Consider the following 23,840-nt stretch of genomic DNA (forward strand, 5'->3'; position numbering starts at 1 on the left):
CACCCTTTTTAACTTTATTTACTCCAATTCTCTCTTCAAGAACTTTCCTGTTAAGCTTTTCTTAGATTTTATAATTTCCTCAGGAGTTCCTTGTGCTACGATCTGTCCACCATATTTTCCTCCTTCCGGGCCTACGTCAATGATATGATCTGCTAACTTGATGACATCCATATTATGTTCAATAATAATGAATGAGTTTCCTAGCTCTACCAATTGATTAATGGCATCCATCAGGATTTTTACATCTTCAAAGTGAAGTCCTGTGGTAGGTTCATCCAGAATATACAAGGTGTTTCCGGTTTGTCTTTTTGATAATTCTGTTGCCAGCTTAATACGTTGTGCTTCTCCTCCCGAAAGCGTTGTCGACTGCTGTCCCAATGTAATGTACCCTAATCCTACATCCTGCAATGTTTTTACCTTTGCAAAAATCTTAGGAATAGGCTGGAAGAAATCCACCGCTTCATCAATGGTCATATCCAATACATCGGAAATGGATTTTCCTTTGTAACGTACTTCCAGAGTTTCTCTGTTGAAACGTTTTCCGTTGCAGGTTTCACAATGAACGTATACATCCGGCAGGAAGTTCATCTCGATTACTTTCAATCCTCCACCCTGACAGGTTTCACATCTTCCTCCTTTTACATTGAAAGAGAATCTTCCAGGTTTGTATCCACGGATTTTACTTTCCGGTAGTTCTGCAAAAAGATTTCTGATATCTGTAAACATACCTGTGTAAGTTGCCGGATTTGAACGTGGTGTTCTTCCGATCGGAGTCTGGTCAACGTCTACAATTTTATCTATATTATCAAGTCCTTCAATCTTTTTATAAGGTAAAGGCTCCTGAACTGCTCTGTAGAAATGCTTGTTAAGGATTGGATATAATGTTCCGTTAATCAGGGAAGATTTTCCACTTCCTGAAATTCCGGTTACTACAACCAGTTTTCCCAAAGGAATATCCAGGGTAACATTTTTAAGGTTGTTTCCTGTAGCTCCTTTTAACAGGATATTTTTTCCACTACCGACTCTTCTTTCGGCAGGAACTTCAATTTTCCTTTTTCCGTTAATATATTGGGCTGTAATGGTATCAGCTTTTAAAAGATCTTTTGGTTTTCCCTGCCAAAGTATCTCGCCTCCAAATTTTCCGGCTCTTGGACCGATATCCAGAACCTCATCAGCTTCCAAAATCATATCCTTATCGTGTTCTACCACCAATACTGAGTTTCCGATATCTCTAAGGTTCTTCAATGAATGAATCAGTCTTTCGTTATCTCTTTGGTGAAGCCCGATACTTGGTTCATCCAGAATATAGAGTACGTTTACCAACTGAGATCCAATCTGTGTTGCCAAACGAATCCTTTGAGACTCTCCTCCTGAAAGGGTCTTGGAACTTCTGCTCAAACTCAGATAATCTAAACCAACATCTAACAGAAACTGAAGTCTTGTTTCAATTTCCTTTAATATTTCGTGGGCAATGATCTTATTTTTCTCTGAAAACTTATCTTTAACATCAGCCAGCCAGTCTTTTAGATCCGCCAAGCTTAATCCATTAACCTCAGCAATGTTTTTACCATCGATTTTAAAGCTTAAGCTTGCCGGCTGAAGACGGGTTCCATTACATTCTGGGCATGTTTCTTCTGTTGTAAAATGTCTTTCCAGCAAAATAGCTTCGTAGGATTCTTTTTCATCAATAATTTCTTCCATGAAAGCAATCAAACCATCGAAACTAATTTTTATTTTCTTGGTAATTCCTGCATATTTCAGGTCTTTATTGAATTCTTTGTGACACCCGTTATAGATGTAATCCAAAGCTTCTTCAGGAATATCCTGCAATGGCGTTGTCATTCCCAGTCCGAAGATCTCCAGAATATTTTTTATCTGTGCAAGGATCCATTTATTCGACTTGATATCTTCCAATGGCAATAATCCTCCCTGATTGATTGATAGTTTTGGATTGTCGATAAAGTAGTCTGTATTGATCTTTTTTATTGTTCCCAATCCTTTACAATTCGGACAACTTCCTTTTGGTGAGTTGAAAGAGAATGTATTAGGTTCCGGTAATGCCAGTGAATGCCCTGTTTCTGCATCCATCAGGTTTTTGGAGAAATATTCAATATCTGTACTTCCTAACTTCTGAATTCCGATAATTCCTTCTCCCATTTCCATGGCAGTTCGTAAGGATTTTTCCATTCTGCCTTCGGAAGCGCTTTCCCCGATAATCCAACGATCGATGACAATATCAATATCGTGGGTTTTATAACGGTCAAGTTTTAAATCATATTCAATATCCTGCAGCTCACCATCAATTCTTGCCTGTCCGTACCCTTTTTTGGCCATCTGTACGAAAAGTTCGTGGTAATGCCCTTTTCTGGAACGTACAACGGGAGCCAATAGCATAATCTTTTCTCCTTTATAGTTTCCCTTAATGGTATCAAGGATCTGATCTTCTGTATAGCTTACCAGTTTTTGTCCGGTAGACAAAGAGTAAGCATCTGAAACTCTTGCATATAAAAGACGTAGGAAATCATACAATTCTGTAACAGTTCCTACGGTAGAACGAGGATTTTTATTGGTTGTTTTCTGCTCGATGGCAATAACGGGCGAAAGTCCTTCAATTTTATCTACATCAGGACGTTCCAATCCACCCAAAAACTGACGTGCATAGGCAGAAAAGGTTTCTATATAACGACGTTGGCCTTCTGCAAAAATGGTATCGAATGCCAATGAAGACTTTCCACTTCCGGAAAGCCCGGTAATTACAACCAGTTCGTTACGCGGAATTTTAACATTAATATTCTTTAGATTGTGTTCACGTGCTCCGTAAACTTCTATATATTCTGTTGATTTGCTCATAATTTGGAGTGACTTTGCCTGAAAATCACAACGTGCAAAAATACGGAATTTTATGGAATTTTTTTTATTATAAGGGGTATAAAAATTTCATAAAAAAGACTTTGCTTTTCTCAAGGGACGTTTTTAAACTCTAATTTTTATAGAGGGTTAGCTGTAGGGCTTGCTATTAGGTTTTGGCTTTAGCCAATGGATTATTTCTATATAAAAAAACGGGCTTTAGCCCGTTTCTATTGAATTTATTTTTTGTTTGTATAATATTCCCAAACTGCATGACTAATGTCTGCAATAATTTTTTCTGTGACTGCCATTTCTTCATTAATGTTCTTCAGATATACTGAAAGAATAAAATGTTTCCCGTTGGTTAGCTTTACAATTCCTACGTCATTCATTGCTGCTCGTAGATTATTTTCATTTCTACTGGAGATTCCTGTTCTATGTGCCAGCTCTGTTCCGGCGGGCAGACCGGCCTTCATCCAGGTCAACCCTCTTGAGGTTTCTACCATGATCTGATATAGATATTTTGTGGTTTCTTTTTTCAAAACCTTTCCCTTATAGAATTTTTCTAAGAGATCTGTGGTGGCTAAAGGTGTTGTGGTGTTCAGATAGAATTTATCAAAGGAAGACATTTGCTGTTCGTTCACTTTTATAGTAAAATCCTTTATTCCTTGTTGATTAATGAATTTTTGAACAGAGTCTGTTCCTCCAATAATATTGAGCAAAATATCACAACCATTATTATCACTGTGAGAAACTGTATATCTTAATAACTGATCTAGTGTCAGGTACATATTCCCTTCAGGATATTCTTCTCTGATTGGGCTCCATGTTTCTGGCATCAGATCTTCTTTTTTAATGAAAAACTTCTGGTTAAGCTTTAATTTTCCTTTATCAACTCTATTTAAGACTGCTAATGCAATATGGAATTTGAAAACACTCATCAGCGGAGTTTCCTTGTTTCCGTTAATGCTAAGCGTATCTTTATCTTCTATTCCCTTTACAGATATTCCTACAGTGGCGTTTTTTGTTGATGTAATTGTATTGATCTTATTTCTTAAATCTTGTATTGTCTGGCTTTTTACTTGAAGGCTAAAAAGACAAAGTGATATAAAAAGTGAAGCTTTTTTCATCGAAATAATAAAGTTGTTTGTATGAGTGTGATGTACTAAAAATGCCGTATTTCCTACGGCATTTTATATTTTAAATTATTTATTGAAGTCCTACATATCCTGGAATTCAATATCCTCGTTACTTACTTTCACAAGATATTCTATACCATCTATAGCTTTGGCAATAATCTGATTTCTTGTAATATTCGCCATGTTTTCCCAGTAAGCTCTTCCGTAGAAAGAATAGTTCTGTGGAATGATTTCTACCTCAACGGTTCTTACAAAACCTTCCTTAGGTTTGTTGCTGATCATGGTTCCTCTTCTTACTCTTACTTCTCTTAGCTCATCTTTCAGTACCATTCGGCAATAATTTTTAACGTCTTCAAGGGAAATAATTTTATCTCTTGTTGTTAAAGCATATTTATAGGCCTGTATACTGTCTGTACCTTTCTGTTCTTCGGCTCCGCCCAAGGTTTCAGTAAGCAGAACAACGGTCTGTGACTTCAACTGGTTGGAAAGCTCTGTTCCCGGACGCATATGATTGGCTAGTGTACAATGAGTGATCCAAAAAGCAGCGTAGGTATGGTCTGTTTTTTCTACAGGTTCCATAATTACATAGTTCAGTTCCTGTCTGATGTTTCTTTTGGCATTATTCACTTTTTGCACCATAGATTTCATCTTGTCAGACATTTCGCTAAGAACGCCTTTTACATTATCCCTGTTTAAAAGAGAGAATGCTGCAATTTCGTCTCTTGTCAGCTCCAAAACATTGGCGATCATATCTACCGCATTTCTGTTGGTGAAACGTTCCATTCCTCCTTTTCTTACGGTATACAATCCTTTTTTAAGATCATCGGCCGGAGTAAATGGGATCTCTGTGTATCTTCTTCCATCTCCATCCTGTACTTCATCTACGTATAGGAAATGTTCTCCTTCATCGGTTACTAAAGGAATATTATTTCCCATAATGTCAAGGCTATACTCTGTTTTTTTCCAACCTCTGTTATAAACCGGGAAGGCATTCAGTACAAATGAGAAATTATCAAGAATTTCTGCTGAGAACTGTGGTGGGAATTCAAAGGTAAGCCATAGGTAACACTTGTTATCTAGATATTTTATAATCTCTTCTTTTCCTACAAGGAAATCCAGATTCTGCGGAAGCTGTCCGGGTTCTGAAAACAAACTGCTGGAAAGCCCTGTAATTTCAATAAATTTATGACGATAAATACTTTTGATATCTTCAATAACTTTATTTCTGATAGATTGCTCCTTGAACATCTGCTCATATCCATCCGGATTGCTTTCTGTAAGATAACTTAGCCCTTCTCTTACAAATAAAGGATTCCCATTACTTGATACGGTAATATAAGGCAATAATTTATATACAAAATCCAAATGTTCAAAAGCAGGATTGGAACAAAATACACTCATGTATTTAGGAAAGTTCTCACTTGCATATTTACTTACATCTACTCCTACTGTAATCTTTCTGTAGTCTTCAGGTCTTCCGTTAAATCTAGCAATAGGAATTTTATTAAACCTGTCATCAATACTATAACAGGTATTTCCTACAAACATTACTGAAGTGTGAACTTTATTAATTCTTACATTCCCCACAGGAGTGAAAGGAATATTCACTTGTTTATCTGATTCTGATTTTACAGTGGAGGTCATCTGCTTACGGAAGAAAAACTCCGTATGCTCCAACAATACTTCGGTAGACTCATAAGGCTGTGTAAAGGCAACAGCATGAGCAGGAATAGGATGAGTATAGATGGATGGGGTCAACAATTTTGCCAGTTTTTCTAGAATTCGGGCATTTACTGTCTGTATTTCATTATTCGCTTTAAAAACTTCTGTACTGAATGCGTCTATCAATAACTTTACAAACGGATCCAAAGACTGTGGACTCTTCAATCCCCAGACCTTAGTTGCATTCTGCAGCATTCTTGCTTTTACAGATTCTTTAGAATAAATATTCTGATCTAAATTCATAATTTCTTTTGCGGTTAAAAATATTAATCAATAGACATCGGGCTCAGGAACAGTTCCGTTGAAAAACTGAAACGCTCTCCTGTTTCCTCCATCTTGGCATTGATGGCAATTCTTACTTTCTTTTTGATTTCGGTGTGTTCTTTTGTATCGTAGCTGTGTTCTACAAATTGTATGTTGGCATCGATCTGCGGTTGTACAATGCGAGGTTCATACTCCTGGATCTGTCTTTTAAGACTTTTGACAAAAACGTTTTCCCAGATGGCACTTGTTACTCCATTATCGAATTCCAAGTTCCAAACGTCGTTTCCATAGTTTTCATCATATCTGTTCTCTCCTTTTTTGGTGGTGATCAGCAGCATAATATTGTGGGCAATACTTTCCCCCATATCGCAGGTATCGATACTTCCTCCTTCGGTCATTAGAGTAGATGGCACGAAAGGCATTCTGTAATTTGGTGTATCCATAACTTATAGTTTTTACTTCATGGTTCCGTTTACTTAAAAACGAAATACCAAAATACACATTTTCACTAAATAATTGTCATAATAAATTAAAATATTATTCAAAGATCAGGGCTACCAAACTGAATTGATAGCCCTGAAACCATTATCTATATTATATTCATTATTTTAACTGTCTGCATTTTTTCGGTTAATAAAATAGTATACCGGAAGTCCCAGTAGAACCAATACGAATCCAGGCCATGTGTATTGTTGTTTATATATTAATAGTAAAATACAAAAACACGCTCCTATTACCAGATAAATAATCGGAGTTACCGGATATAGCCACGTTTTGTATGGTCTTTCCAGTGCAGGTTGTTTAATTCTTAAATAAATAACTCCAAAAACGGTAATCATATAGAATAGAACAATTACAAAGGAGATCATATCCAACAGGTTTCCGTATTGTCCACTCAAACATAATAAAGAAGCCCAGACTCCCTGCATCCATAATGCATTTTCCGGCACTTCATTCTTATTGTTTTTTTCGGCAGATTTAAAGAACATTCCATCTTTTGCCATAGTCTGGAAAACCCTCGCTCCCGCGAGAATCAATCCGTTATCACATCCGAAAGTAGAAACCATTACCAATAAAGCAATGATAATTGTTCCCGCACTTCCAAAAATATTCTGCGAGGCTGCTACTGCTACCCTGTCATTGGCAGCAAATGCAATTCCGTCTTTATCTAAAGCATTTAAATATACAAAGTTAACGGCTATGTAAAGAATCATTACGGCAGAAGTACCATAGATCATTGATTTTACAACGTTTCTCTTCGGATTCTCAATTTCTCCGGATACAAAAGTTACACTTTCCCAAGCTACAGAGCTAAAAACAGATCCTACCATTGCGGCAGCAATACCACCCAATAAGGTCATTCCTCCAATGGGTTCCCATCCCTCTTTCAGGAAGTTTCCGCTCAAATCCTTTTTAAGATTACTAAAAGCCCCTGTTCCTAAACTGAAGTTTTCCGATAAATGAGAGAAATCAACCAGTATAAAACCTAATGCAATTAAACCTACTAAAGCTATGATTTTAGATCCTGTGAATACATTCTGCAAAATCTTGCCACTTTGTACTCCTCTAGTATTAATATAGGTAAGCAGTAAAATCACAGCAATAGCTAAAATTTGTATCCATGTAATTTTAAATTCTCCGCTTTGAAAAATGGGAGCTGCATCATTAAGAGACGGAATCAGGTAAGCTGTAAATTTTCCAAAAGCCATTGCCACTGCAGCAATAGTTCCGGTCTGTATTACCGTAAAAAGCCCCCAGCCATAAAGAAATCCCATTCTTCGTCCAAAGATCTCCTTCAGATAAGTATATTGTCCACCAGCTTTGGGAAACAATGCCGAAAGCTCTCCATAGCTTATTGCAGCAGCTACCGTCATTACTCCTGTTATAATCCATACAACAATCATCCAATATCCAGAGCCCAGGTTGCGCATCATATCAGCACTTACAATAAAGATCCCACTTCCGATCATAGACCCCATTACAAGCATAATGGCGTCCCATAGTTTCAGTTTTTTTTGCATAGTCAAGTATAGGCGTCAAATATAAACAAATCTCCCTTTCATTTTGAATTTTATTAAAAATTTACAGAAGCACCTGTTTATTATTAATTTTTATCGATTTATGATTCGATTTTAATTAGTATTTTTGGAAAAAATATTAACAATGAAATTCAAAGCTATATTATTTGCAGTTGCTGTAAGTGCTTCCAGTCTTGCTTTTGCTCAGGAAACATCTCAAAAGAAATTCTCCCCTCCCACTGGAAATGCCTTAGTAGGCGATACTTATGGAGCAGGTGTTGCTTCCGGTACAGAATCTAAGGCCATCACAATAGAAAAACTTGGAAAAAAGCTTAAAAAAGAGAATAAGAAGCTGGAAAATATTGCCATCAAAGGAAAGGTAACGGATGTATGTGAGAAAAAAGGATGTTGGCTTACCATCCAAACTGAAGATAATTCACAATTTTTCGTAAAAATGAAAGATTATGCATTCTTTGTTCCAACTGCTTTGAAAGGAAAAAATGTAGTATTGGAAGGAAATGCAGAAAGAAAAGTTATTTCTGTGGATGAACAAAAGCATTATGCAGAAGATGGGAAAAAGCCTCAATCTGAAATTGATGCCATTACACAACCTAAAGAAGAAATCAGATTCTTAGCAAGCGGAATTAAAGTCGTAAACTAAAGTTCAGATATTATTGAATATAGGCTTACCGCAGATAATGCCGGTAATACAGATCTAAAAAAACAAATATCGGCAATCTTTGGATTGCCGATATTTTTAATCTTCTATTGTAAAATCCACTACTGCATCAAGTTTTGGATATTTATTGGCAGAAACAAACTTCTTTCCTGTACAGTCTACTTCCAGCCAGCCTTTTCTTTTTTTCACATCTCCTGCTTCCATTACAAAAGGAATAAACGAAATTTCACCTTTCCCTTCTTCTTTCATTTCCCTGTATTGAACAGCAATGTCCAGAATGCATTCGTGCTCTGTATTCAGCTTTACATTTCTATAGATAATATCATAATGAGTTTCCTTGTTTTCCGGAATTTCAAGATAGGTTTCCCATCCTGTAGTATCAGAATTCAGTTCACTGATCGCCTTTAATGCATAATAAAGAGCAATTGTATAATACTTTCTTGTTCCCTTTCTTGTATAATCATTTACAAAATGTCCACCCTCAAATAATATGGTAGGCATCCCTGCCTTAATAAAATTATCACCTGTAGAGGTTGGATAGAACTCATCAGAATATCTTCCAATCTGATCAGGAATCATCTCCTTAAGATGATTATAAACATTTCCGATTACAGCCATGCATTTTTTTCTGTTTTCAGTTACGGTTCGTTCTACATTTTCAGAAGGAGCCAGAAAAGAAAGTGTAGCCGGATGAATACCATCTGTTGTAAAAATGGTTCTCTGCTCATGGAGATTTAGGGCATAGTCATACTTCTTTGAAGATGCCGCATTTTTTAGAAACTTAATTTCCTTACTTGCCTCATTGTGAAAATCTCTGTTCAGATCTATATCAGTTGCATTCAATCTTGTCCATCTTTCGGATCCGTCAGGATTTAGCATAAAGATAAAGTCTAACCTGATTTTACTGAATAAATCTTCTTTCATTTCAGGTGCCTTATCAAGGCTTGTCAAAAGATCGATCATTGCATGAGTAGCATTGGATTCATTCCCGTGCATTTGTGACCATGCCAGTACCTGAATGTTTCCGCTTCCGATGCTTAACTGATAAATTGGCTTATTTAAATATGATTTTCCGATCTCTTGAATATAATCGCCGAGATTCGTCTGTAGGTAGGAAAATAATTTTTCAGGGGAAATATAGCGATTAGAGAAATCAGGGCTTGGAGAATAGATCTGTTCAAAATTCATTGTTGGAAATAATTTACAAGAATCAAATTTAACAATTTTAAGGCAAAAAATAAACATTAACAAATGTAAATACCATCAAAACTATGTAAACACCGTAAATTTTATGTTTAATATTGTAATTTACATAAGTTAAATATAGCAGTTATGCTTATAAGAACACTATTAACATACGTAACATTGCTAAACAGACTGAGTTGACAAGTTGTCTGTTGATAAAATTGTGAATTGCGAATAATTTAATTCAATACATTTAAATAACACAAATTCAATTAGTTACAAAATTCATCTCAATTCTATTTGTAAGGATACTTGAAGTCATAAAAAGCCTGTTTTAAGCCAATTGAGCATATTTTTTTTAAACAAAAATAATGTGGAAAAACGAGTTGCTTACACAGTTATACATATGTAAAACGATGAGAATTTTGAGATTTAGCTATAATTTATTCCAAACTGATGTCTTTCTATTCAATTGTAAAGTTTACAAAAAATTAATCTAGTGCAGAAAAGATATTTAGCTATAAATATTGATTAGAATGCTTAAAAAAAGGGATTTACAAGAGTAATTTACGTTTGTATACAGTGCAATTATGCATTTAAATGCACATTAAACCGTTATTTATGTAATATATACTCTCTCATTCTGTTTTATAGCAGATTAATGATGTAAACAGAGCTAATAAGGAAATTTAAGGGTCAAAAATGGCATATATTTCCTCGAATTTACATTTATAACCAATCTTAAAACGCAAAATTTGGATGAAATGATGATTTGAAGTTTAGCTAGTACTATAAGGTTAATTGGTTAAATACAATTGTAATTCATTTATAATTAACTGATTATTATACTATTAATTATAGTTTACAAATGTATTTCAATAATATTTCAATTTGTTTACATTTGTATTTTGCTTTTGTAAATTATATTATTTACATTTGTAAAATAATTAAAGGCTTATTTTATGAGTTTAAACGAAAGAATTTCAAAGGTTATAGAGTATTCTAATCTTACTCCATCTGAATTTGCAGATGAGATTGATGTACAGCGTTCCTCAATTTCGCACATTACGTCCGGAAGAAACAAACCCTCTCTGGAGTTTATCATAAAAATAAAATCTCGTTTCCCTGAACTTCTTTGGGATTGGTTGGTTACAGGTGAAGGTGAAATGCTTAAATCCGAATTACCAGAAGTAGAGATTTTAGAGGGCCAAACGGAAGAAGATAAGGTAAGGCCTACCCCTCTGCCAGATCTTTTTACCATGATGAATAATGATGACGATTTTGGGGCAGAAGAAACAGAAATGGAACTTCCTCAATCTGGTTCTGGAGAATCTTTTATATCATCCCAAGATAAAGCTTCGGAAAAAATATCCGATTCTCAGCGATTAGGAAATTCGCCTGAAGAAATACTTAGTCAAGTAATTGGAAATCAAACAAATAAAATAAAACGCATCGTTCTGTTCTACGAAAACGGAAAGTTTGAGAGCTTTGAACCCTAAAACTGCAAAAACCCGGTCAAAGAAAATGGCCGGGCTAAAAAATATTTGAAGAAGAAAACTAAAGCTATTTGCTTTATTTGTTTTTTAAAATTTATGTGAATCATCCATTGAGTTCTACCATCATCTGTACATCAGTATAAGCCTCTGAACATTTTACGGTTTATATTTTCGATTTTGTAGAACTGATGTTTGCAATCAGGTTTGAATATTTATGCTACGTTGCAGATTGGTATTAGTTTTTTATAGTTTTACCAAATATAAAAATTTAAAACCAAATCAACAATAAAAATCAAATTATTTTAACAAATAATTAATACTATAAATAAATAGGTTAAAAATCATTAATTCTTAGATTGTTTTAAAGATCGCAAAAACTATAGATTAGCCCAAATAAAAAAACCTGCAAATTTTGCAGGTTTTCCTCTTTATTTTTTAGAAGTTTTATTATTTCTTTCTTCTTTCCAATTCCTTTTTAATCAATCCAAGCTCTCTTCCGGTCTGTCCGGCTACAGAAGTGTTTTCCTGAGCTCTTCTCGTAAGATATGGCACAACATCCTTTACAGGTCCATAAGGAAGATATTTAGCCACATTATAGCCTTTATCTGATAAGTAGAAAGTAATATTATCACTCATCCCGTAAAGCTGTCCAAAATAAACGTGTGGATTTCCGCTTTCCAGAGACTTAGTCTTCATCTTATCCATAATTAATTCTGAAGAGATCTCATTATGGGTTCCAAAGAATGCAGATACTTTATCCAAATGGTTCATGACAAAGTCAATTCCTGCATTATAGTTTTTATCTGAAGCATCTTTGCTAGGCTGAATTGGATCCGGATATCCTTTTTCTGCAGCTCTGGCTCTTTCTTTCTCCATATAAGCACCACGAACAATCTTATATCCGATAAAATAATTCTTTTCTCTTGCTCTCTGAAGATTGGCTTCCATATACTCCAGTCTTCCTGTTCTGTACATCTGGATGGTATTCCAAACGATAGGCTTTTCCTGGTTATATTTCTCCATCATCTCTTCGCAAAGGTGATCTGCTGCATCCTGCATCCAGGTTTCTTCAGCATCTACCATTACTTTTTTATCATTTTCATGACAAAGACTGCATACTTCATCAAATCTTTTTACTACTCTTTCCCATTCTTCTTTCTGACTTGTAGTAAGCTCTGCTCCTTTTCCAACAGCTTCATAAAGATCAATTCTTCCGAATGCTGTAGGCTTAAATACGATAAAAGGAATTGCCGGATTTCCTACTGAGAATCTTACAATGTCCTTAATCTCCTTGCATACCGCATCAAAGGTTTCCTCATCTTCCTTACCCTCTATGGAATAATCAAAAATACTTCCAACTCCTCTCTTGAAAAGCTGCTTCACAACCTTCATACTTTCCTCACGGGTTTCTCCTCCGCAAAACTGCTCAAATAAGGTCTTTTTTACAATTCCTGTAACGAACGGAAAGTTATTGTGTACTGTGAAATTAAGAACAGAGGTTCCTAGGCTTGTAAGAGCGGGCTGTTCAATCATTTTAAACATCCAGTAAGCCTTTCTCAATTGTGCATCTGACTTATCTGCAAACGCAACTTTTGTATCATTAAAAATGGGCATTCCTATTTATTAAATTTAGTTATGCAAAGGTAATAATAACCTCAGTTTATTTAAAGATTTTTTTTACAATTTATGCTCAATTCCATTGAGAAGCATCGCAATGATTCCAACAAAAACCCATAAGCGTAATACACTCAGTATAAGAAAGTTATTTCGTCGAGAAGCTTTCAAAAGAAGAAAGACGCAAAAAATCATTACAAATAACCCACCGGCAAAGTAATAGGCCATAAAGCCAACCACTCCGGTTTTGGTAATAATCTTCATAGAAACAGTCATGGTTACAATCAGTAAAGAAATCAGAATAATCTTGGTATTTCTTCCCTTAAAGTAATTGGGAATAGTAGTGTATCCAAAGGTTTTATCTACACTTCTTGTAAGCGTATCCTTTACGATATCAATACATAAAAGGATCAGAAAAAGAAAGACAGCCATCAGAAAAACCTTTTTGGAAAAGGTCTCATAATACACCATCATTCCAAAGAACGGATAAAGGGTAAGGCTGACAAAAGTAAGGTTATTGACTATAAGTACCCGACTTAACTTATGGCTGTAAAACCACATGAAAAATTGATAAACCACAAAAAAGATAAACACATTATGGGAAATCATCCATGCTACTCCCAAGGAAATAGCACTAAGCCCCAAATAGGCATATAAAAAATACTTTTGTTTGATAAAACTCTGTACCCGGGTTCTGAAAGGTTTTACTACCGAATCTTTTTCAAGATCATAAAACTGGTTGATAATTCCACCTGCTAAAATGGTAAGAACGGTACAGAAAATAATGCCGTGTACCTTAAAGTCAAAGACAAAACTCTTGAAAGATTCATCCTGATTGAACAGGAAAAAAGTGGAAACGTAAAGGGCAAATGTCAACAAGGCTGCTACAAAAAAGCGCGCGCCGAGCAGAAAGCCCACGAATTGTGAAAATCTATAAGATAGAGATTTCGAAATATAGTTTTTAGATTGGAAAGTTTCTTTTTCAGAATTCATTCCAATCTATTTAAAATCTGTAAATCACTTCTTTTTGGAAGCCGTCAAGCATTTTTTCTGCTTTTTCGTAATCTTGAGTAAAGCCCAGAATATAACCTCCACCCCCGCTTCCGCAGAGTTTTAAGTAATATGCATTGGAATCCAGACCTTTTTTCCAGATTTTAAAAATACTTTCAGGAATCATTGGACGGAAATGTTCGTAAGCCCAGTGAGAAAGCTTTTTAAGGTTTCTAAAGAACGGATTCATATCTTTTTTCAGGAAAGCATCAATACAAGCATTATTGTAGCGGATAAACTCTTCTTTCAATGTTTTACGGAATCCTTCGGTCTTCATTTTTTCAAAGAAGATTTGTATCATGGGGCCGGTTTCTCCTGTTATTCCGGAATCGATAAGGAAGATCGCTCCTTTTCCTTCTTGTCCTTCAGGAATTGATACTCTGTCCAGATTTTCTTTGTTTTCGATAAGAATAGGCAGATTCATGTAACAGATCAATGGATCCATTCCAGAACTTTTACCATGAAAATAGCTTTCCATTTCACCGAAAATAGCTTTTAATTTCTTTAGATTTTCCTTTGAAATATTTTCAGGATTCAGTTTACTAACTGAATATTTTTCAAAGATAGCAGCTACTAAAGCTCCTGAACTTCCTACTCCATACCCCTGAGGGATATTAGAATCGAAGAAAAGTCCGTTTGAAATATCATTTTTGAAGCTTTCAATATCCAATGTAAAATCATCAGAAAGATCAAGCGTTGTAAGAAAGTCTGAATATTTCTGCAGATGCCTGTTCGAGTTAAGTTCAAATTCAGAACTTAAATCTGAGAATTTCAAAGTTCCTTTATAGAAACTGTAAGGTACTACAAGCCCCTGGGAATCTTCAATCATTCCATATTCTCCAAACAGAATTATTTTTGCATAAAATAGAGGGTTGGTCATCTTGACAATAAATCTTTTTGCAAAGTTAAAAATTATTCCACTGAATATAAGCAAAACCCAGGCCGAATTATCAACTGTTTTGCTTTTATTCCATTCAATTACTATTAAAAATACGAAAAAAGCTTCATATTTCAAGATTTATTTATTAAAAAGATCTAATCAAGCAAAAAAAAGACGTTAAAAATAACGTCTTTTAATTTTTTATAATGTTTCTCTGTCTTTTCGCATCGTAACTTTCAGGAATCGGATCAATACTAATCCTGCCCCAAAAAACACTGTCATAGATAGGGCTGCAATACGCATGTTATTAAAATGCTCAATCAATGTTGCAAAGATAAATGTACCAATAATGATGGCAATCTTTTCCAGTACATCATAGAAACTGAAATAGGTAGTGTTTTCCATGGAGTTTTCCGGAAGCAACTTTGAGTAAGTAGATCTGGACATCGCCTGAAGACCTCCCATTACCAATCCTACTACTGCAGCCACTCCGTAGAACTGATATTCTACCGTTGGGTTTTCTTTATTTAAGAAATAAGCCCATAAACAAGCCACAATCCATAGAAAAATTGCTATTGAGATTACGTTTCTGTTTCCTATCTTTTTGGATAATCTGGAGAAAATAACAGCACCGATAATAGCTTCAATCTGAATCACCAAAAGGGTTCCGATTAATTTATCCTGTGCAAGATTAATTTCACTTTTTCCAAATAAGGTTGCCATAAGGAAAATTGTCTGCATTCCTACGCTGTAAAAGAAAAAACTCGATAGGAAGAATTTTAGGTTTCTATCCTTAAAAAGTTCTCCACCTACTTTATACAATTCATGGAAACTCTCCTTGGCAATATCCTTGTAAAAGCTCATGTTATCTTTTAATACTTCAAAAAATCCGCCTTGTTCTTCGTGTCTTTTAAAGATATTCTTGTAATTCAGTAATACAAGATCCTTAGGAAGCTTATCTTTTACATCTCCAAACTGTGGAAGATGCTTGAAAGTGTATTGTGAAAAGCCAAACCACCACGCCCCAGTTAACAGGAAGCTGATTCTTGTAAATAATAGCTGCTGTGCTGCTCCTTTAGCAAAAACCTGAATCAATACTAAACAAATCACAACTAAAACTACCGAGCCAATGTACCCATACACATACCCTCTTGCAGAAAGTGCATCCTGCCTATCAGGTGTTGCAATATCCGGAAGAAACGAGTTGTAGAATACCAAACTTCCCCAGAACCCGACGCTCGCCGTGATACTGAAAAGAAGCCCGAGAAATACGTTATGCATTCCGGTGAACATAGCCAATCCCATACAAGATGTTGCTCCTAAATAGCAGAAGAATTGCAGGAATGATTTTTTATTTCCGATGGTATCTGCCAGGGAAGATAAAAACGGAGACAGCAATACAACGATAAAGAATGATATTGTTAATGAATACCCATATACCGCATCCGGTTGGTATTCATTTCCGAAGATCTTGATCATGTGCCTCACCGGGACATCAATCCACTTTTTTGTTTCTGCTACATATTCCTTTTTCTCATACGCTGTGGTAAGAATAGAGTAATAAATAGGGAAAATGGTAGAGGTAATAACCAGGGAATACACGGAGTTTGCCCAGTCATATACAGCCCAAGCCTTCATAATCTTTGGATTATTCTTTATGTTTTTAGGCTGTCGATTCTCAGTTTCAGACATTTCAATTAAATATTAGTAGCACAAAAATAGAAAAACCATTAAGAAATGGGTTATTTTTTAAAAAAATTATACATTTCTTAATGGTAATATATTCTGAAACAGAATATTAGATATTTTCAATAACGATAGCAGAAGCTCCTCCACCACCGTTGCAGATAGCTGCGGCACCGTATTTTGCATTATTTTGCTTCAATACGTTGATTAATGTAACGATGATTCTTGAACCTGAACTTCCCAGTGGGTGTCCTAATGCTACAGCTCCTCCGTTTACATTAACTTTAGAAGCGTCTAGTTTAAGGATTTGATTGTTTGCCAATCCTACTACAGAGAAAGCTTCATTAAACTCGAAAAAATCGATATCTGACACTTCCAAACCTGCTTTTTTAAGAGCGATAGGCAATGCCTTAGCTGGTGCAGTTGTAAAGTTTTCAGGCTCTTGTGCTGCATCAGCATAAGAAACGATTTTTGCTAATGGCTTAAGGCCTAGTTCTTCCATTTTTTCTTTAGAAACAAGAATTAATGCAGAAGCTCCATCATTTAATGTAGAAGCATTAGCTGCAGTTACTGTTCCTCCTTCTTTTTTGAAAACAGTAGGAAGCGTTGTAATTCTGTCAAAGTTTACCGCTTTATATTCTTCGTCTTCAGCAAAGATTACAGGCTCTCCTTTTCTTTGAGGAATAGAAACAGGAACTATTTCTTCGTTAAATTTTCCTTCGCTCCAAGCTTTTGCAGATCTCTTATAAGATTCTATAGCAAAATTATCCTGATCTTCTCTTGTGATGCTGTAATCCTCTGCACATTTCTCTGCGCATACACCCATATGTACTTTGTTGTAAACGTCTGTAAGACCGTCCAGTACCATACCATCCAACATTTTGATATCGCCTAGTTTTGTAGCAACTCTTGCATTATAGTAGTGAGGAACTAAAGACATGTTTTCCATACCTCCGGCAACAATTACTTCTGCATCACCAGCCTTGATAGCCTGTGCTGCCATTGTTACAGCCTTCATTCCTGAAGCACAAACTTTATTTACTGTAGTAGAAGGTGTATTGATTGAAAGACCTGCTCCTAAAGCAACCTGACGAGCTGGCGCCTGTCCTTCTCCTGCCTGCAAAACATTCCCCATATAAATCTCCTGAACATTTGCAGGATCTAAACCGATTTTATCTAATGCTCCTTTTACGGCAGTAGCTCCTAATTTTGTAGCTGGAACTGTTGACAAACTTCCCATAAAACTCCCCATAGGTGTTCTTACTGCGGAAACAATGAATACTTCTTTCATGTATATAATTTTTATTTTTAGCTAAAATGAAACTACTGCTTCATTTTAATAATTAAATTTATTTTACTTTTATGTAAACTGCGTTAAATTCGGATTTTTCAATCTTAATATTGACTTTAAGAAGATTGTCCTGAGTGGCAACCACCTGATTATTAAAAACATCTCCTATCTGAACCGGATCATTTTTATCAGATTTTTCCATTACAATTGCTTTATAATTGCAATCATCCACAAAAACCAATGTGGACTTTATATAATCTTTACCATTGTTTAAATATTCGGTTTGAACATTATCCTTAATGGTCATATACCAAATACTTTCCGGATAATTAGCCCGTAAAAATTTCCCGTCCTTAATATTGGAACACTTAACAGGGTTATCTGGTTTTTTCTGCTCAGCTTGCTGAGATTTGACTTGTGTTCCCGCCGATAATAAAATCCCGACTGAAAATACTTTAAAAAGATTCATACTTATATTTGTGTTCGTTGATTTACTTTTTTACTATTTCCGGCTAAAATCATCATAAAAGCACCTAAAAATTCTACAGCCCAACCCCATTTTAGTTTAACGACTCCTGCAAAGGTCTCTCTCCAGGATTTAAAGGGTAAAAAGCTGAAGTATTCTAAAGACTGCATTTTGACAGCTACCAAGGTGAATGCAAATAAAACAATAAGCAGAATGCCAAAAAATCTTACGATTTTAGCACTGTTATTTACAACTCCAAAGACGGCACATGCGGCAAAGATCCAACATGCAATGGCCAAATAATGATCGAGCTTCCAATAGTTCCAGTTTCCTATGATAGGAACATGTACCAAGGGTAAAAAACTCCCTATAACTACTAATAGCAATCCTAATAATTGAATATTTTTCATATTTACTAAAGTGCCAAAATACAAAAAAAAACACATTTTTAAATCATCTGTTTCCAAACATACGTTTCGCTTTCCTAACAACCATTAGTTACAATAAAATGGTTTTTGTTTTAAATAATTAATAATAATAAAAGCGTTTTATTGATTAATCTAAAAACAAGAATTATTGATACGATAATTTTTAAATCACTTTTTATGCTAATCAGAAAGTAAACTTAATTATGAAATGGCTTTTACATAAAAAAATTGCACTCTCTTATGAAAGTGCAATTTTATATTTTATTATTTAATTGAATTAATGCTTCACTGAAGATACGTCTTCAGGCTTATGCTTGTGCTTAAATAAAACAGCAAAGAATATAGCAAGAACCAATGAATAGATTGCAAATGAAAGCCATATCTGGTGCCAATCTTTTACCATAACAACGGAAGAAAGTGTACCATCAGAGTTTACCACTGCATTAAAGCTACTTTTCAGAATTTCCAGGAATGTAGGGTTATCCGGAGTAGTTTCTAAATAGGTAGACAGATCTGTAGCTGTTGTAAACTTATGCGTAAAGAATTTATCAATAGCCCAACCTGCAATATAACTGCCAAAAACAGCCCCAAAACCATTGGTCATCATCATAAATAATCCTTGTGCTGATGAACGAATTTTCCTGTCTGTTGTAGTCTCTACGAAAAGTGATCCTGAGATATTAAAGAAGTCGAAAGCCATTCCGTATACGATACATGAAAGGATAATTAAAGATAATCCAAATCCGTCCGGAACTCCATAGGCAAAGAATCCAAATCTTAACACCCATGCCAGCATAGACATTAACATTACTTTTTTGATACCAAACTTTTTCAGGAAAAAAGGAATTGCCAAGATAAATAACGTCTCTGAAACCTGAGAAATGGACATAATGATTGTAGATCTCTGTACTACGAATGAATCTGCATATTTCGGAAAGTGGGCAAATTCACTTAGGAATACATCTCCATACGCATTCGTTAGCTGAAGTGCAGCACCCAAAAGCATTGAAAACAAAAAGAATAATGCCATTTTATAGTCTCCAAAAAGCTTAAATGCATTTAATCCTAATTGCTCTGATAGTGGTGAGTTTTTATCGATTAATTTTTGTGGTGGGCATTTCGGTAAAGTAAGAGCGTAAATCCCTAGAAATATGGCCACAGCTCCACCAATGTAAAATTGTCCTTCCGTTGCTTTATTTCCACTAAGATTGGTAATCCACATGGCTACAATAAAACCAATGGTTCCCCATACACGAATCGGTGGAAAATCTTTTACTACATCAAAATTATTATTCTTCAAAATCGTGTAGGAAATTGAATTAGCCAAGGCGATGGTAGGCATATAAAAACACATCGCAACAAGCATTACCGAGAAAAAAGAATTCGGATCTACAGAATGGGGTAATATGAAAAGCATAACCCCGTAAAGGATATGTAGTACTGAAAAGATACGCTCAGCATTTATCCAACGGTCAGCGATAATTCCAGTAATGGTAGGCATAAATATGGAAGCAATTCCCATTGTTCCGAAAACAGCTCCAAACTGTGTTCCTTCCCAATGTTTTGTGCCAAACCAGAAGTTTGCCATCGTAATCAGCCATGCTCCCCAGACAAAAAACTGGAGAAAACTGAGGATGGTCAGTCGTAATTTTAAATTCATAGTTTATATAAGGTATCTCTTTTAGTCAATTTTCTTTTTCCTCCTCTTAATTTCCTCCTGGATTTCAAGAGCGGTATCATAATCTTCTTCTTTAACGGCATCATCCAATAATTTCTGAAGTTCTTCCATGGAAAGAGACGTTAAGGCATCTTCGGCTTGTACCGTTTCTGAAAAAGTCTGCTCTTCTTTCGAAACATCTTCCAATTCTAATAAAATCCCGGCCTCGTTTAACACTTGCTGTGTGGTGAAGATGGGTGCATCAAACCTTACGGCCATAGCAACAGCATCTGAAGTTCTTGCATCAAGGATTAATTCTTCTTCGTTAACCTTGTTTTTAAAGTTAATATTTGAAAAGAATACGCCATCTACAATCTGGTAAATAATAACAGAAACCAGCTCATAATTGGCAGAAACTATAAATTTTGTGAATAAGTCATGGGTAAGAGGACGCGGGGGATGGATATCTTTTTCCAGTCCAAGAGAGATAGATTGGGCTTCGAAGTTTCCTATAACAACAGGTAATTTTATGTGTGTTTCTTCATGCTCCAGTAACAATGCGTACGCCCCTGATTGTGTCTGGCTGTACGATATTCCGCGAATAATTAGCTGTTTATAATCCATAGCTACAAATATAGATTAATTTTTTATTGTGATTTCACTTTTTTACACAAAAATAAAAGCCCGGAAAGCCGAGCTTTTATTGTATTGTATATGATTGTCGATGGTCAATCGTGAATTCTAATTTGCCAGTGAATAATTAAAATTTACAAACAAAATGAATTGACTATTCACCATTTCTTATCTATCCTTTTATTGCTTTGATTTTCTCTGTTAATGCAGGAATAATCTGGAAAGCATCTCCCACTACTCCGTAATCTGCAGACTTGAAGAATGGTGCTTCAGCGTCGCTATTGATTACTACAATAGTTTTTGAAGAGTTTACTCCGGCTAGGTGCTGAATTGCTCCTGAAATCCCCACTGCAATGTAAAGATTAGGTGAAATAGCTTTACCTGTTTGTCCTACGTGTTCTGTGTGAGGTCTCCACCCGATGTCAGAAACAGGCTTAGAACATGCTGTAGCAGCTCCTAAAACGTTTGCTAAATCTTCAATCATTCCCCAGTTTTCAGGTCCTTTCATTCCTCTACCAGCTGAAACTACAACCTCTGCTTCTTTAAGGTCTAATTTACCTGAGCTTTGTTCGTGAGAAATCACTTTAGTATCTTCATTGGCTACTGATAAGTTTTTCACTTCTTCTGAACCTGATACTGCATTTTCTTTAACTCCAAAAGCGTTCTGAGAAACAGTAATAATCACTCCGTTTCCTTCAGCTTTTGCATGCATGAATCCTTTTCCTGAGAATGCTCTTCTCTTTACCTGAAAAGGAGAAATGCTTTCCGGAGCTTCCAAAACGTTGGTAATTAAAGAATAGTTCTTCATAATTGCCAACATTGGTGCTACTGAAGAAGCATCTGTAGTGTGAGGAAAAACAATAATATTTCCATCTACTACTTCATTTACAGCTTGTGCAAATGCCTTAGCTGAAAAACTTTTAAGACTTTCGTCCTTAATATTGATAACATTTGATGCTCCATATTTGTATAATAAATCTGAAGAATCAGTAGGGTTTACAGAGATTGCTGTAACAGTGTCACCCGCTTTATCTGCAACAGCTTTAGCGTAAGAAACTGCCTCAAAAGCTGCTTTTTTGTAAACTCCATTTATATTTTCTGCGTATACGAATACTGCCATTTTCTTAAATTTAAAGATTAAAAAATTAAAGGATTAAATGATTAGATCACTTTAGCTTCTTCGTGAAGTAGTCTTACCAATTCATCTAAATTGTCTGGAGAAACCATTTTCACAGCAGCTCTTGGAGGAACGCTATCATAAGATACTCCCTGAACTTTTACTTCAGATGAAGTAGGTTCTACCACCTGCAAAGGTTTTGTTCTTGCAGACATAATTCCTCTCATGTTTGGAATGATAAGGTCTTTTTCGTCTACCAATCCTTTCTGACCTGCGATAATTGCCGGTAATTTAACAGAAATAGTTTCTTTTCCTCCTTCGATTTCTCTTACTGCAGTAGCTTCGCTTCCGTTTACATCTAATCCTACAGATGCATTTACGAAAGGTTGGTTTAGCAATTGAGCTACCATTCCCGGAACAGAACCTCCGTTATAATCAATTGATTCTTTACCACAAAGGATAAGATCATATCCTCCGTTTTGAGCTACAGCAGCAATTTCTTTGGCTGTAGAATAGCTATCCTTTGGATCAAGGTTTACTCTTACTGCATCATTTGCACCGATTGCTAAAGCTTTTCTGATTACAGGTTCTGTACCAGCATCTCCTACGTTGATTACTGTTACAGTTGCTCCCTGAGATTCCTGAAGTTTAACCGCTTTTGTCAACGCAAATTCATCTAGCGGGTTGATTACCCACTGAATTCCATTTTTGTCAAATGCAGACTTATCTGCTGTAAAGTTAATTTTGGAAGTAGTATCCGGAACACTACTAATACAAACTAATATTTTCATGTGTACTATTTTATTTTTTCTCTTTTATGCATAAAATCATGACAGTTTATGCAGAGATTTTGTTTCATTTAATTTTTGCTAATATAAATAAAAAATATATTATGCATGCATAATACTTACTAAATTATTATTCAATACATTAGATGTATTTACTTCGCTGGTTTCGTTGCCCTAAACTCTATTTTACTGGGTAAAACCCTTGAATTCATCTTTAAAATATCTAATACCAGGTTCCCCATATCTTCAGGCTGAATCTTCCAATTATCTTTTTCTGACGGGATGTTTCCATTAAAATGAGTGGCTACTGATCCGGGCATAATTACTGTAGACTTGATATTATATTTTCTTAGATCAATCATGGCCGCCTGAGTAAAACCTACGACTCCAAATTTTGAAGCATTGTAGCCTGTACCGTTTTCAAAGAAGTTGGCCCCTGCTAAGCTTGAAATGGTAATATAATAACCTTCTGTCTTTTTCAGTTCTTCTACGGAAGCTTTTAGAGTATAGAAAACACCTGTAAGATTGGTTTCTATCATGTCATTCCATTCTTCAGCAGACAGTTCATCTACGGGCTTAAATATTCCCAATCCGGCATTGGCTATCACATAATCCAGTCTTCCGAATTTTTCAGTAATATGTTTTACTGCCGCTTCTTCATTTTCAAGGCTTCGTACATCAGATACTATTCCCAGTACATTTTCTGAATACTGCTTTAGTTCTTCCTCGGCCTTCAGCACATCCTCACTTTTTCGTCCTGAAAATGCCACTGAGATTCCATTTTCGAGTAAAATTTTAGCGATTCCAAAACCTACTCCTTTTGTTCCTCCCGTGATATACGCTGTTTTATTTTCTGACATTGTTTACAATTTATTTCTCT

At 35.4% G+C, this 23,840-nt stretch carries 20 protein-coding genes; 2 read left to right on the forward strand and 18 right to left on the reverse strand.

Annotated elements, in window-relative coordinates; all coding sequences use genetic code 11:
• Nucleotides 1-18: 18 nt before the first annotated feature.
• The 5 genes from uvrA to EG359_RS03870 all read right to left on the reverse strand — a co-directional run bounded on the left by uvrA (nucleotide 19) and on the right by EG359_RS03870 (nucleotide 7,993).
• A complete protein-coding gene (gene uvrA, locus EG359_RS03850) occupies nucleotides 19-2,850 on the reverse strand; it encodes an excinuclease ABC subunit UvrA (protein ID WP_076351755.1) in 2,832 nt (943 codons plus the stop codon).
• Nucleotides 2,851-3,086: 236 nt separating this feature from the next.
• Nucleotides 3,087-3,977: a class A beta-lactamase, subclass A2 gene (bla, locus tag EG359_RS03855; protein ID WP_076351753.1), complete on the reverse strand. Its 891-nt coding sequence runs from the start codon at nucleotides 3,975-3,977 to the stop codon at nucleotides 3,087-3,089.
• Between the two features lie 90 nt (nucleotides 3,978-4,067).
• On the reverse strand, nucleotides 4,068-5,951 hold the full coding sequence (locus EG359_RS03860; protein ID WP_076351751.1) for a type VI secretion system baseplate subunit TssF: 1,884 nt from the start codon (nucleotides 5,949-5,951) through the stop codon (nucleotides 4,068-4,070).
• 23 nt (nucleotides 5,952-5,974) lie between these two features.
• Nucleotides 5,975-6,415, reverse strand: a complete 441-nt coding sequence (locus tag EG359_RS03865) for a GPW/gp25 family protein (protein ID WP_076351749.1) — start codon at nucleotides 6,413-6,415, stop codon at nucleotides 5,975-5,977.
• A gap of 165 nt (nucleotides 6,416-6,580) precedes the next feature.
• Nucleotides 6,581-7,993, reverse strand: a complete 1,413-nt coding sequence (locus EG359_RS03870; protein ID WP_076351747.1) for an APC family permease — start codon at nucleotides 7,991-7,993, stop codon at nucleotides 6,581-6,583.
• Nucleotides 7,994-8,135: 142 nt separating this feature from the next.
• Between EG359_RS03870 and EG359_RS03875 the strand changes: the two genes are divergently transcribed.
• Nucleotides 8,136-8,651, forward strand: a complete 516-nt coding sequence (locus EG359_RS03875) for a DUF4920 domain-containing protein (protein ID WP_076351745.1) — start codon at nucleotides 8,136-8,138, stop codon at nucleotides 8,649-8,651.
• 96 nt (nucleotides 8,652-8,747) lie between these two features.
• On the opposite strand, the gene EG359_RS03880 is transcribed toward EG359_RS03875, so the two are convergent.
• Nucleotides 8,748-9,857, reverse strand: coding sequence for a M14 family zinc carboxypeptidase (locus EG359_RS03880; protein ID WP_076352086.1), 1,110 nt, complete (start codon nucleotides 9,855-9,857; stop codon nucleotides 8,748-8,750).
• Between the two features lie 959 nt (nucleotides 9,858-10,816).
• Between EG359_RS03880 and EG359_RS03885 the strand changes: the two genes are divergently transcribed.
• Complete coding sequence (locus tag EG359_RS03885; protein ID WP_076351743.1) at nucleotides 10,817-11,353, forward strand: helix-turn-helix transcriptional regulator; 537 nt, start codon at nucleotides 10,817-10,819, stop codon at nucleotides 11,351-11,353.
• 444 nt (nucleotides 11,354-11,797) lie between these two features.
• On the opposite strand, the gene EG359_RS03890 is transcribed toward EG359_RS03885, so the two are convergent.
• From EG359_RS03890 to EG359_RS03945, 12 genes are all read right to left on the reverse strand, one after another.
• Nucleotides 11,798-12,964 (reverse strand): proline dehydrogenase family protein, encoded by a 1,167-nt coding sequence (locus tag EG359_RS03890; RefSeq protein ID WP_076351741.1) that lies wholly within the window; start codon nucleotides 12,962-12,964, stop codon nucleotides 11,798-11,800.
• Between the two features lie 63 nt (nucleotides 12,965-13,027).
• The gene (locus EG359_RS03895) at nucleotides 13,028-13,957 is read right to left on the reverse strand and encodes a UbiA family prenyltransferase (RefSeq protein ID WP_076351739.1); all 930 of its coding nucleotides are present in this window, start codon (nucleotides 13,955-13,957) and stop codon (nucleotides 13,028-13,030) included.
• A gap of 10 nt (nucleotides 13,958-13,967) precedes the next feature.
• Nucleotides 13,968-14,894, reverse strand: coding sequence for a mevalonate kinase family protein (locus tag EG359_RS03900; protein ID WP_076352085.1), 927 nt, complete (start codon nucleotides 14,892-14,894; stop codon nucleotides 13,968-13,970).
• A gap of 201 nt (nucleotides 14,895-15,095) precedes the next feature.
• Nucleotides 15,096-16,586, reverse strand: a complete 1,491-nt coding sequence (locus EG359_RS03905) for an MFS transporter (protein WP_076351737.1) — start codon at nucleotides 16,584-16,586, stop codon at nucleotides 15,096-15,098.
• Nucleotides 16,587-16,692: 106 nt separating this feature from the next.
• Nucleotides 16,693-17,871: an acetyl-CoA C-acyltransferase gene (locus EG359_RS03910; protein ID WP_076351735.1), complete on the reverse strand. Its 1,179-nt coding sequence runs from the start codon at nucleotides 17,869-17,871 to the stop codon at nucleotides 16,693-16,695.
• 58 nt (nucleotides 17,872-17,929) lie between these two features.
• A complete protein-coding gene (locus EG359_RS03915; RefSeq protein ID WP_076351733.1) occupies nucleotides 17,930-18,340 on the reverse strand; it encodes a hypothetical protein in 411 nt (136 codons plus the stop codon).
• Nucleotides 18,341-18,342: 2 nt separating this feature from the next.
• The gene (locus tag EG359_RS03920) at nucleotides 18,343-18,747 is read right to left on the reverse strand and encodes a hypothetical protein (RefSeq protein WP_076351731.1); all 405 of its coding nucleotides are present in this window, start codon (nucleotides 18,745-18,747) and stop codon (nucleotides 18,343-18,345) included.
• Between the two features lie 295 nt (nucleotides 18,748-19,042).
• Nucleotides 19,043-20,425, reverse strand: a complete 1,383-nt coding sequence (locus EG359_RS03925) for a nucleoside permease (RefSeq protein WP_076351729.1) — start codon at nucleotides 20,423-20,425, stop codon at nucleotides 19,043-19,045.
• A 21-nt stretch (nucleotides 20,426-20,446) separates the two neighbouring features.
• Nucleotides 20,447-21,046 carry a bifunctional nuclease family protein gene (locus EG359_RS03930; protein WP_076351727.1) on the reverse strand — a complete coding sequence of 200 codons (600 nt, stop codon included), beginning with the start codon at nucleotides 21,044-21,046 and terminating at the stop codon, nucleotides 20,447-20,449.
• Nucleotides 21,047-21,227: 181 nt separating this feature from the next.
• Nucleotides 21,228-22,175, reverse strand: coding sequence for an electron transfer flavoprotein subunit alpha/FixB family protein (locus tag EG359_RS03935; protein ID WP_076351725.1), 948 nt, complete (start codon nucleotides 22,173-22,175; stop codon nucleotides 21,228-21,230).
• Nucleotides 22,176-22,216: 41 nt separating this feature from the next.
• Nucleotides 22,217-22,963 (reverse strand): electron transfer flavoprotein subunit beta/FixA family protein, encoded by a 747-nt coding sequence (locus EG359_RS03940; protein ID WP_076351723.1) that lies wholly within the window; start codon nucleotides 22,961-22,963, stop codon nucleotides 22,217-22,219.
• A 149-nt stretch (nucleotides 22,964-23,112) separates the two neighbouring features.
• Nucleotides 23,113-23,820 (reverse strand): SDR family oxidoreductase, encoded by a 708-nt coding sequence (locus EG359_RS03945; protein WP_076351721.1) that lies wholly within the window; start codon nucleotides 23,818-23,820, stop codon nucleotides 23,113-23,115.
• Nucleotides 23,821-23,840 lie beyond the last annotated feature (20 nt).

The sequence above is a fragment of the Chryseobacterium joostei genome (assembly GCF_003815775.1).
Classification (GTDB): Bacteria; Bacteroidota; Bacteroidia; order Flavobacteriales; family Weeksellaceae; genus Chryseobacterium; species Chryseobacterium joostei.

What these genes read in the sequence shown, in the direction of transcription:
- EG359_RS03885 (WP_076351743.1), top strand. Translation starts at nt 10,817, where the DNA reads ATGAGTTTAAACGAAAGAATTTCAAAGGTTATAGAGTATTCTAATCTT.
- EG359_RS03940 (WP_076351723.1), bottom strand. Translation starts at nt 22,963, where the DNA reads ATGAAAATATTAGTTTGTATTAGTAGTGTTCCGGATACTACTTCCAAA.
- EG359_RS03870 (WP_076351747.1), bottom strand. Translation starts at nt 7,993, where the DNA reads ATGCAAAAAAAACTGAAACTATGGGACGCCATTATGCTTGTAATGGGG.
- EG359_RS03890 (WP_076351741.1), bottom strand. Translation starts at nt 12,964, where the DNA reads ATGCCCATTTTTAATGATACAAAAGTTGCGTTTGCAGATAAGTCAGAT.
- EG359_RS03900 (WP_076352085.1), bottom strand. Translation starts at nt 14,894, where the DNA reads ATGACCAACCCTCTATTTTATGCAAAAATAATTCTGTTTGGAGAATAT.
- EG359_RS03930 (WP_076351727.1), bottom strand. Translation starts at nt 21,046, where the DNA reads ATGGATTATAAACAGCTAATTATTCGCGGAATATCGTACAGCCAGACA.
- EG359_RS03875 (WP_076351745.1), top strand. Translation starts at nt 8,136, where the DNA reads ATGAAATTCAAAGCTATATTATTTGCAGTTGCTGTAAGTGCTTCCAGT.
- EG359_RS03905 (WP_076351737.1), bottom strand. Translation starts at nt 16,586, where the DNA reads ATGTCTGAAACTGAGAATCGACAGCCTAAAAACATAAAGAATAATCCA.
- EG359_RS03915 (WP_076351733.1), bottom strand. Translation starts at nt 18,340, where the DNA reads ATGAATCTTTTTAAAGTATTTTCAGTCGGGATTTTATTATCGGCGGGA.
- EG359_RS03860 (WP_076351751.1), bottom strand. Translation starts at nt 5,951, where the DNA reads ATGAATTTAGATCAGAATATTTATTCTAAAGAATCTGTAAAAGCAAGA.
- EG359_RS03865 (WP_076351749.1), bottom strand. Translation starts at nt 6,415, where the DNA reads ATGGATACACCAAATTACAGAATGCCTTTCGTGCCATCTACTCTAATG.
- EG359_RS03880 (WP_076352086.1), bottom strand. Translation starts at nt 9,857, where the DNA reads ATGAATTTTGAACAGATCTATTCTCCAAGCCCTGATTTCTCTAATCGC.
- EG359_RS03925 (WP_076351729.1), bottom strand. Translation starts at nt 20,425, where the DNA reads ATGAATTTAAAATTACGACTGACCATCCTCAGTTTTCTCCAGTTTTTT.
- uvrA (WP_076351755.1), bottom strand. Translation starts at nt 2,850, where the DNA reads ATGAGCAAATCAACAGAATATATAGAAGTTTACGGAGCACGTGAACAC.
- EG359_RS03910 (WP_076351735.1), bottom strand. Translation starts at nt 17,871, where the DNA reads ATGAAAGAAGTATTCATTGTTTCCGCAGTAAGAACACCTATGGGGAGT.
- EG359_RS03895 (WP_076351739.1), bottom strand. Translation starts at nt 13,957, where the DNA reads ATGAATTCTGAAAAAGAAACTTTCCAATCTAAAAACTATATTTCGAAA.
- EG359_RS03920 (WP_076351731.1), bottom strand. Translation starts at nt 18,747, where the DNA reads ATGAAAAATATTCAATTATTAGGATTGCTATTAGTAGTTATAGGGAGT.
- EG359_RS03945 (WP_076351721.1), bottom strand. Translation starts at nt 23,820, where the DNA reads ATGTCAGAAAATAAAACAGCGTATATCACGGGAGGAACAAAAGGAGTA.
- bla (WP_076351753.1), bottom strand. Translation starts at nt 3,977, where the DNA reads ATGAAAAAAGCTTCACTTTTTATATCACTTTGTCTTTTTAGCCTTCAA.
- EG359_RS03935 (WP_076351725.1), bottom strand. Translation starts at nt 22,175, where the DNA reads ATGGCAGTATTCGTATACGCAGAAAATATAAATGGAGTTTACAAAAAA.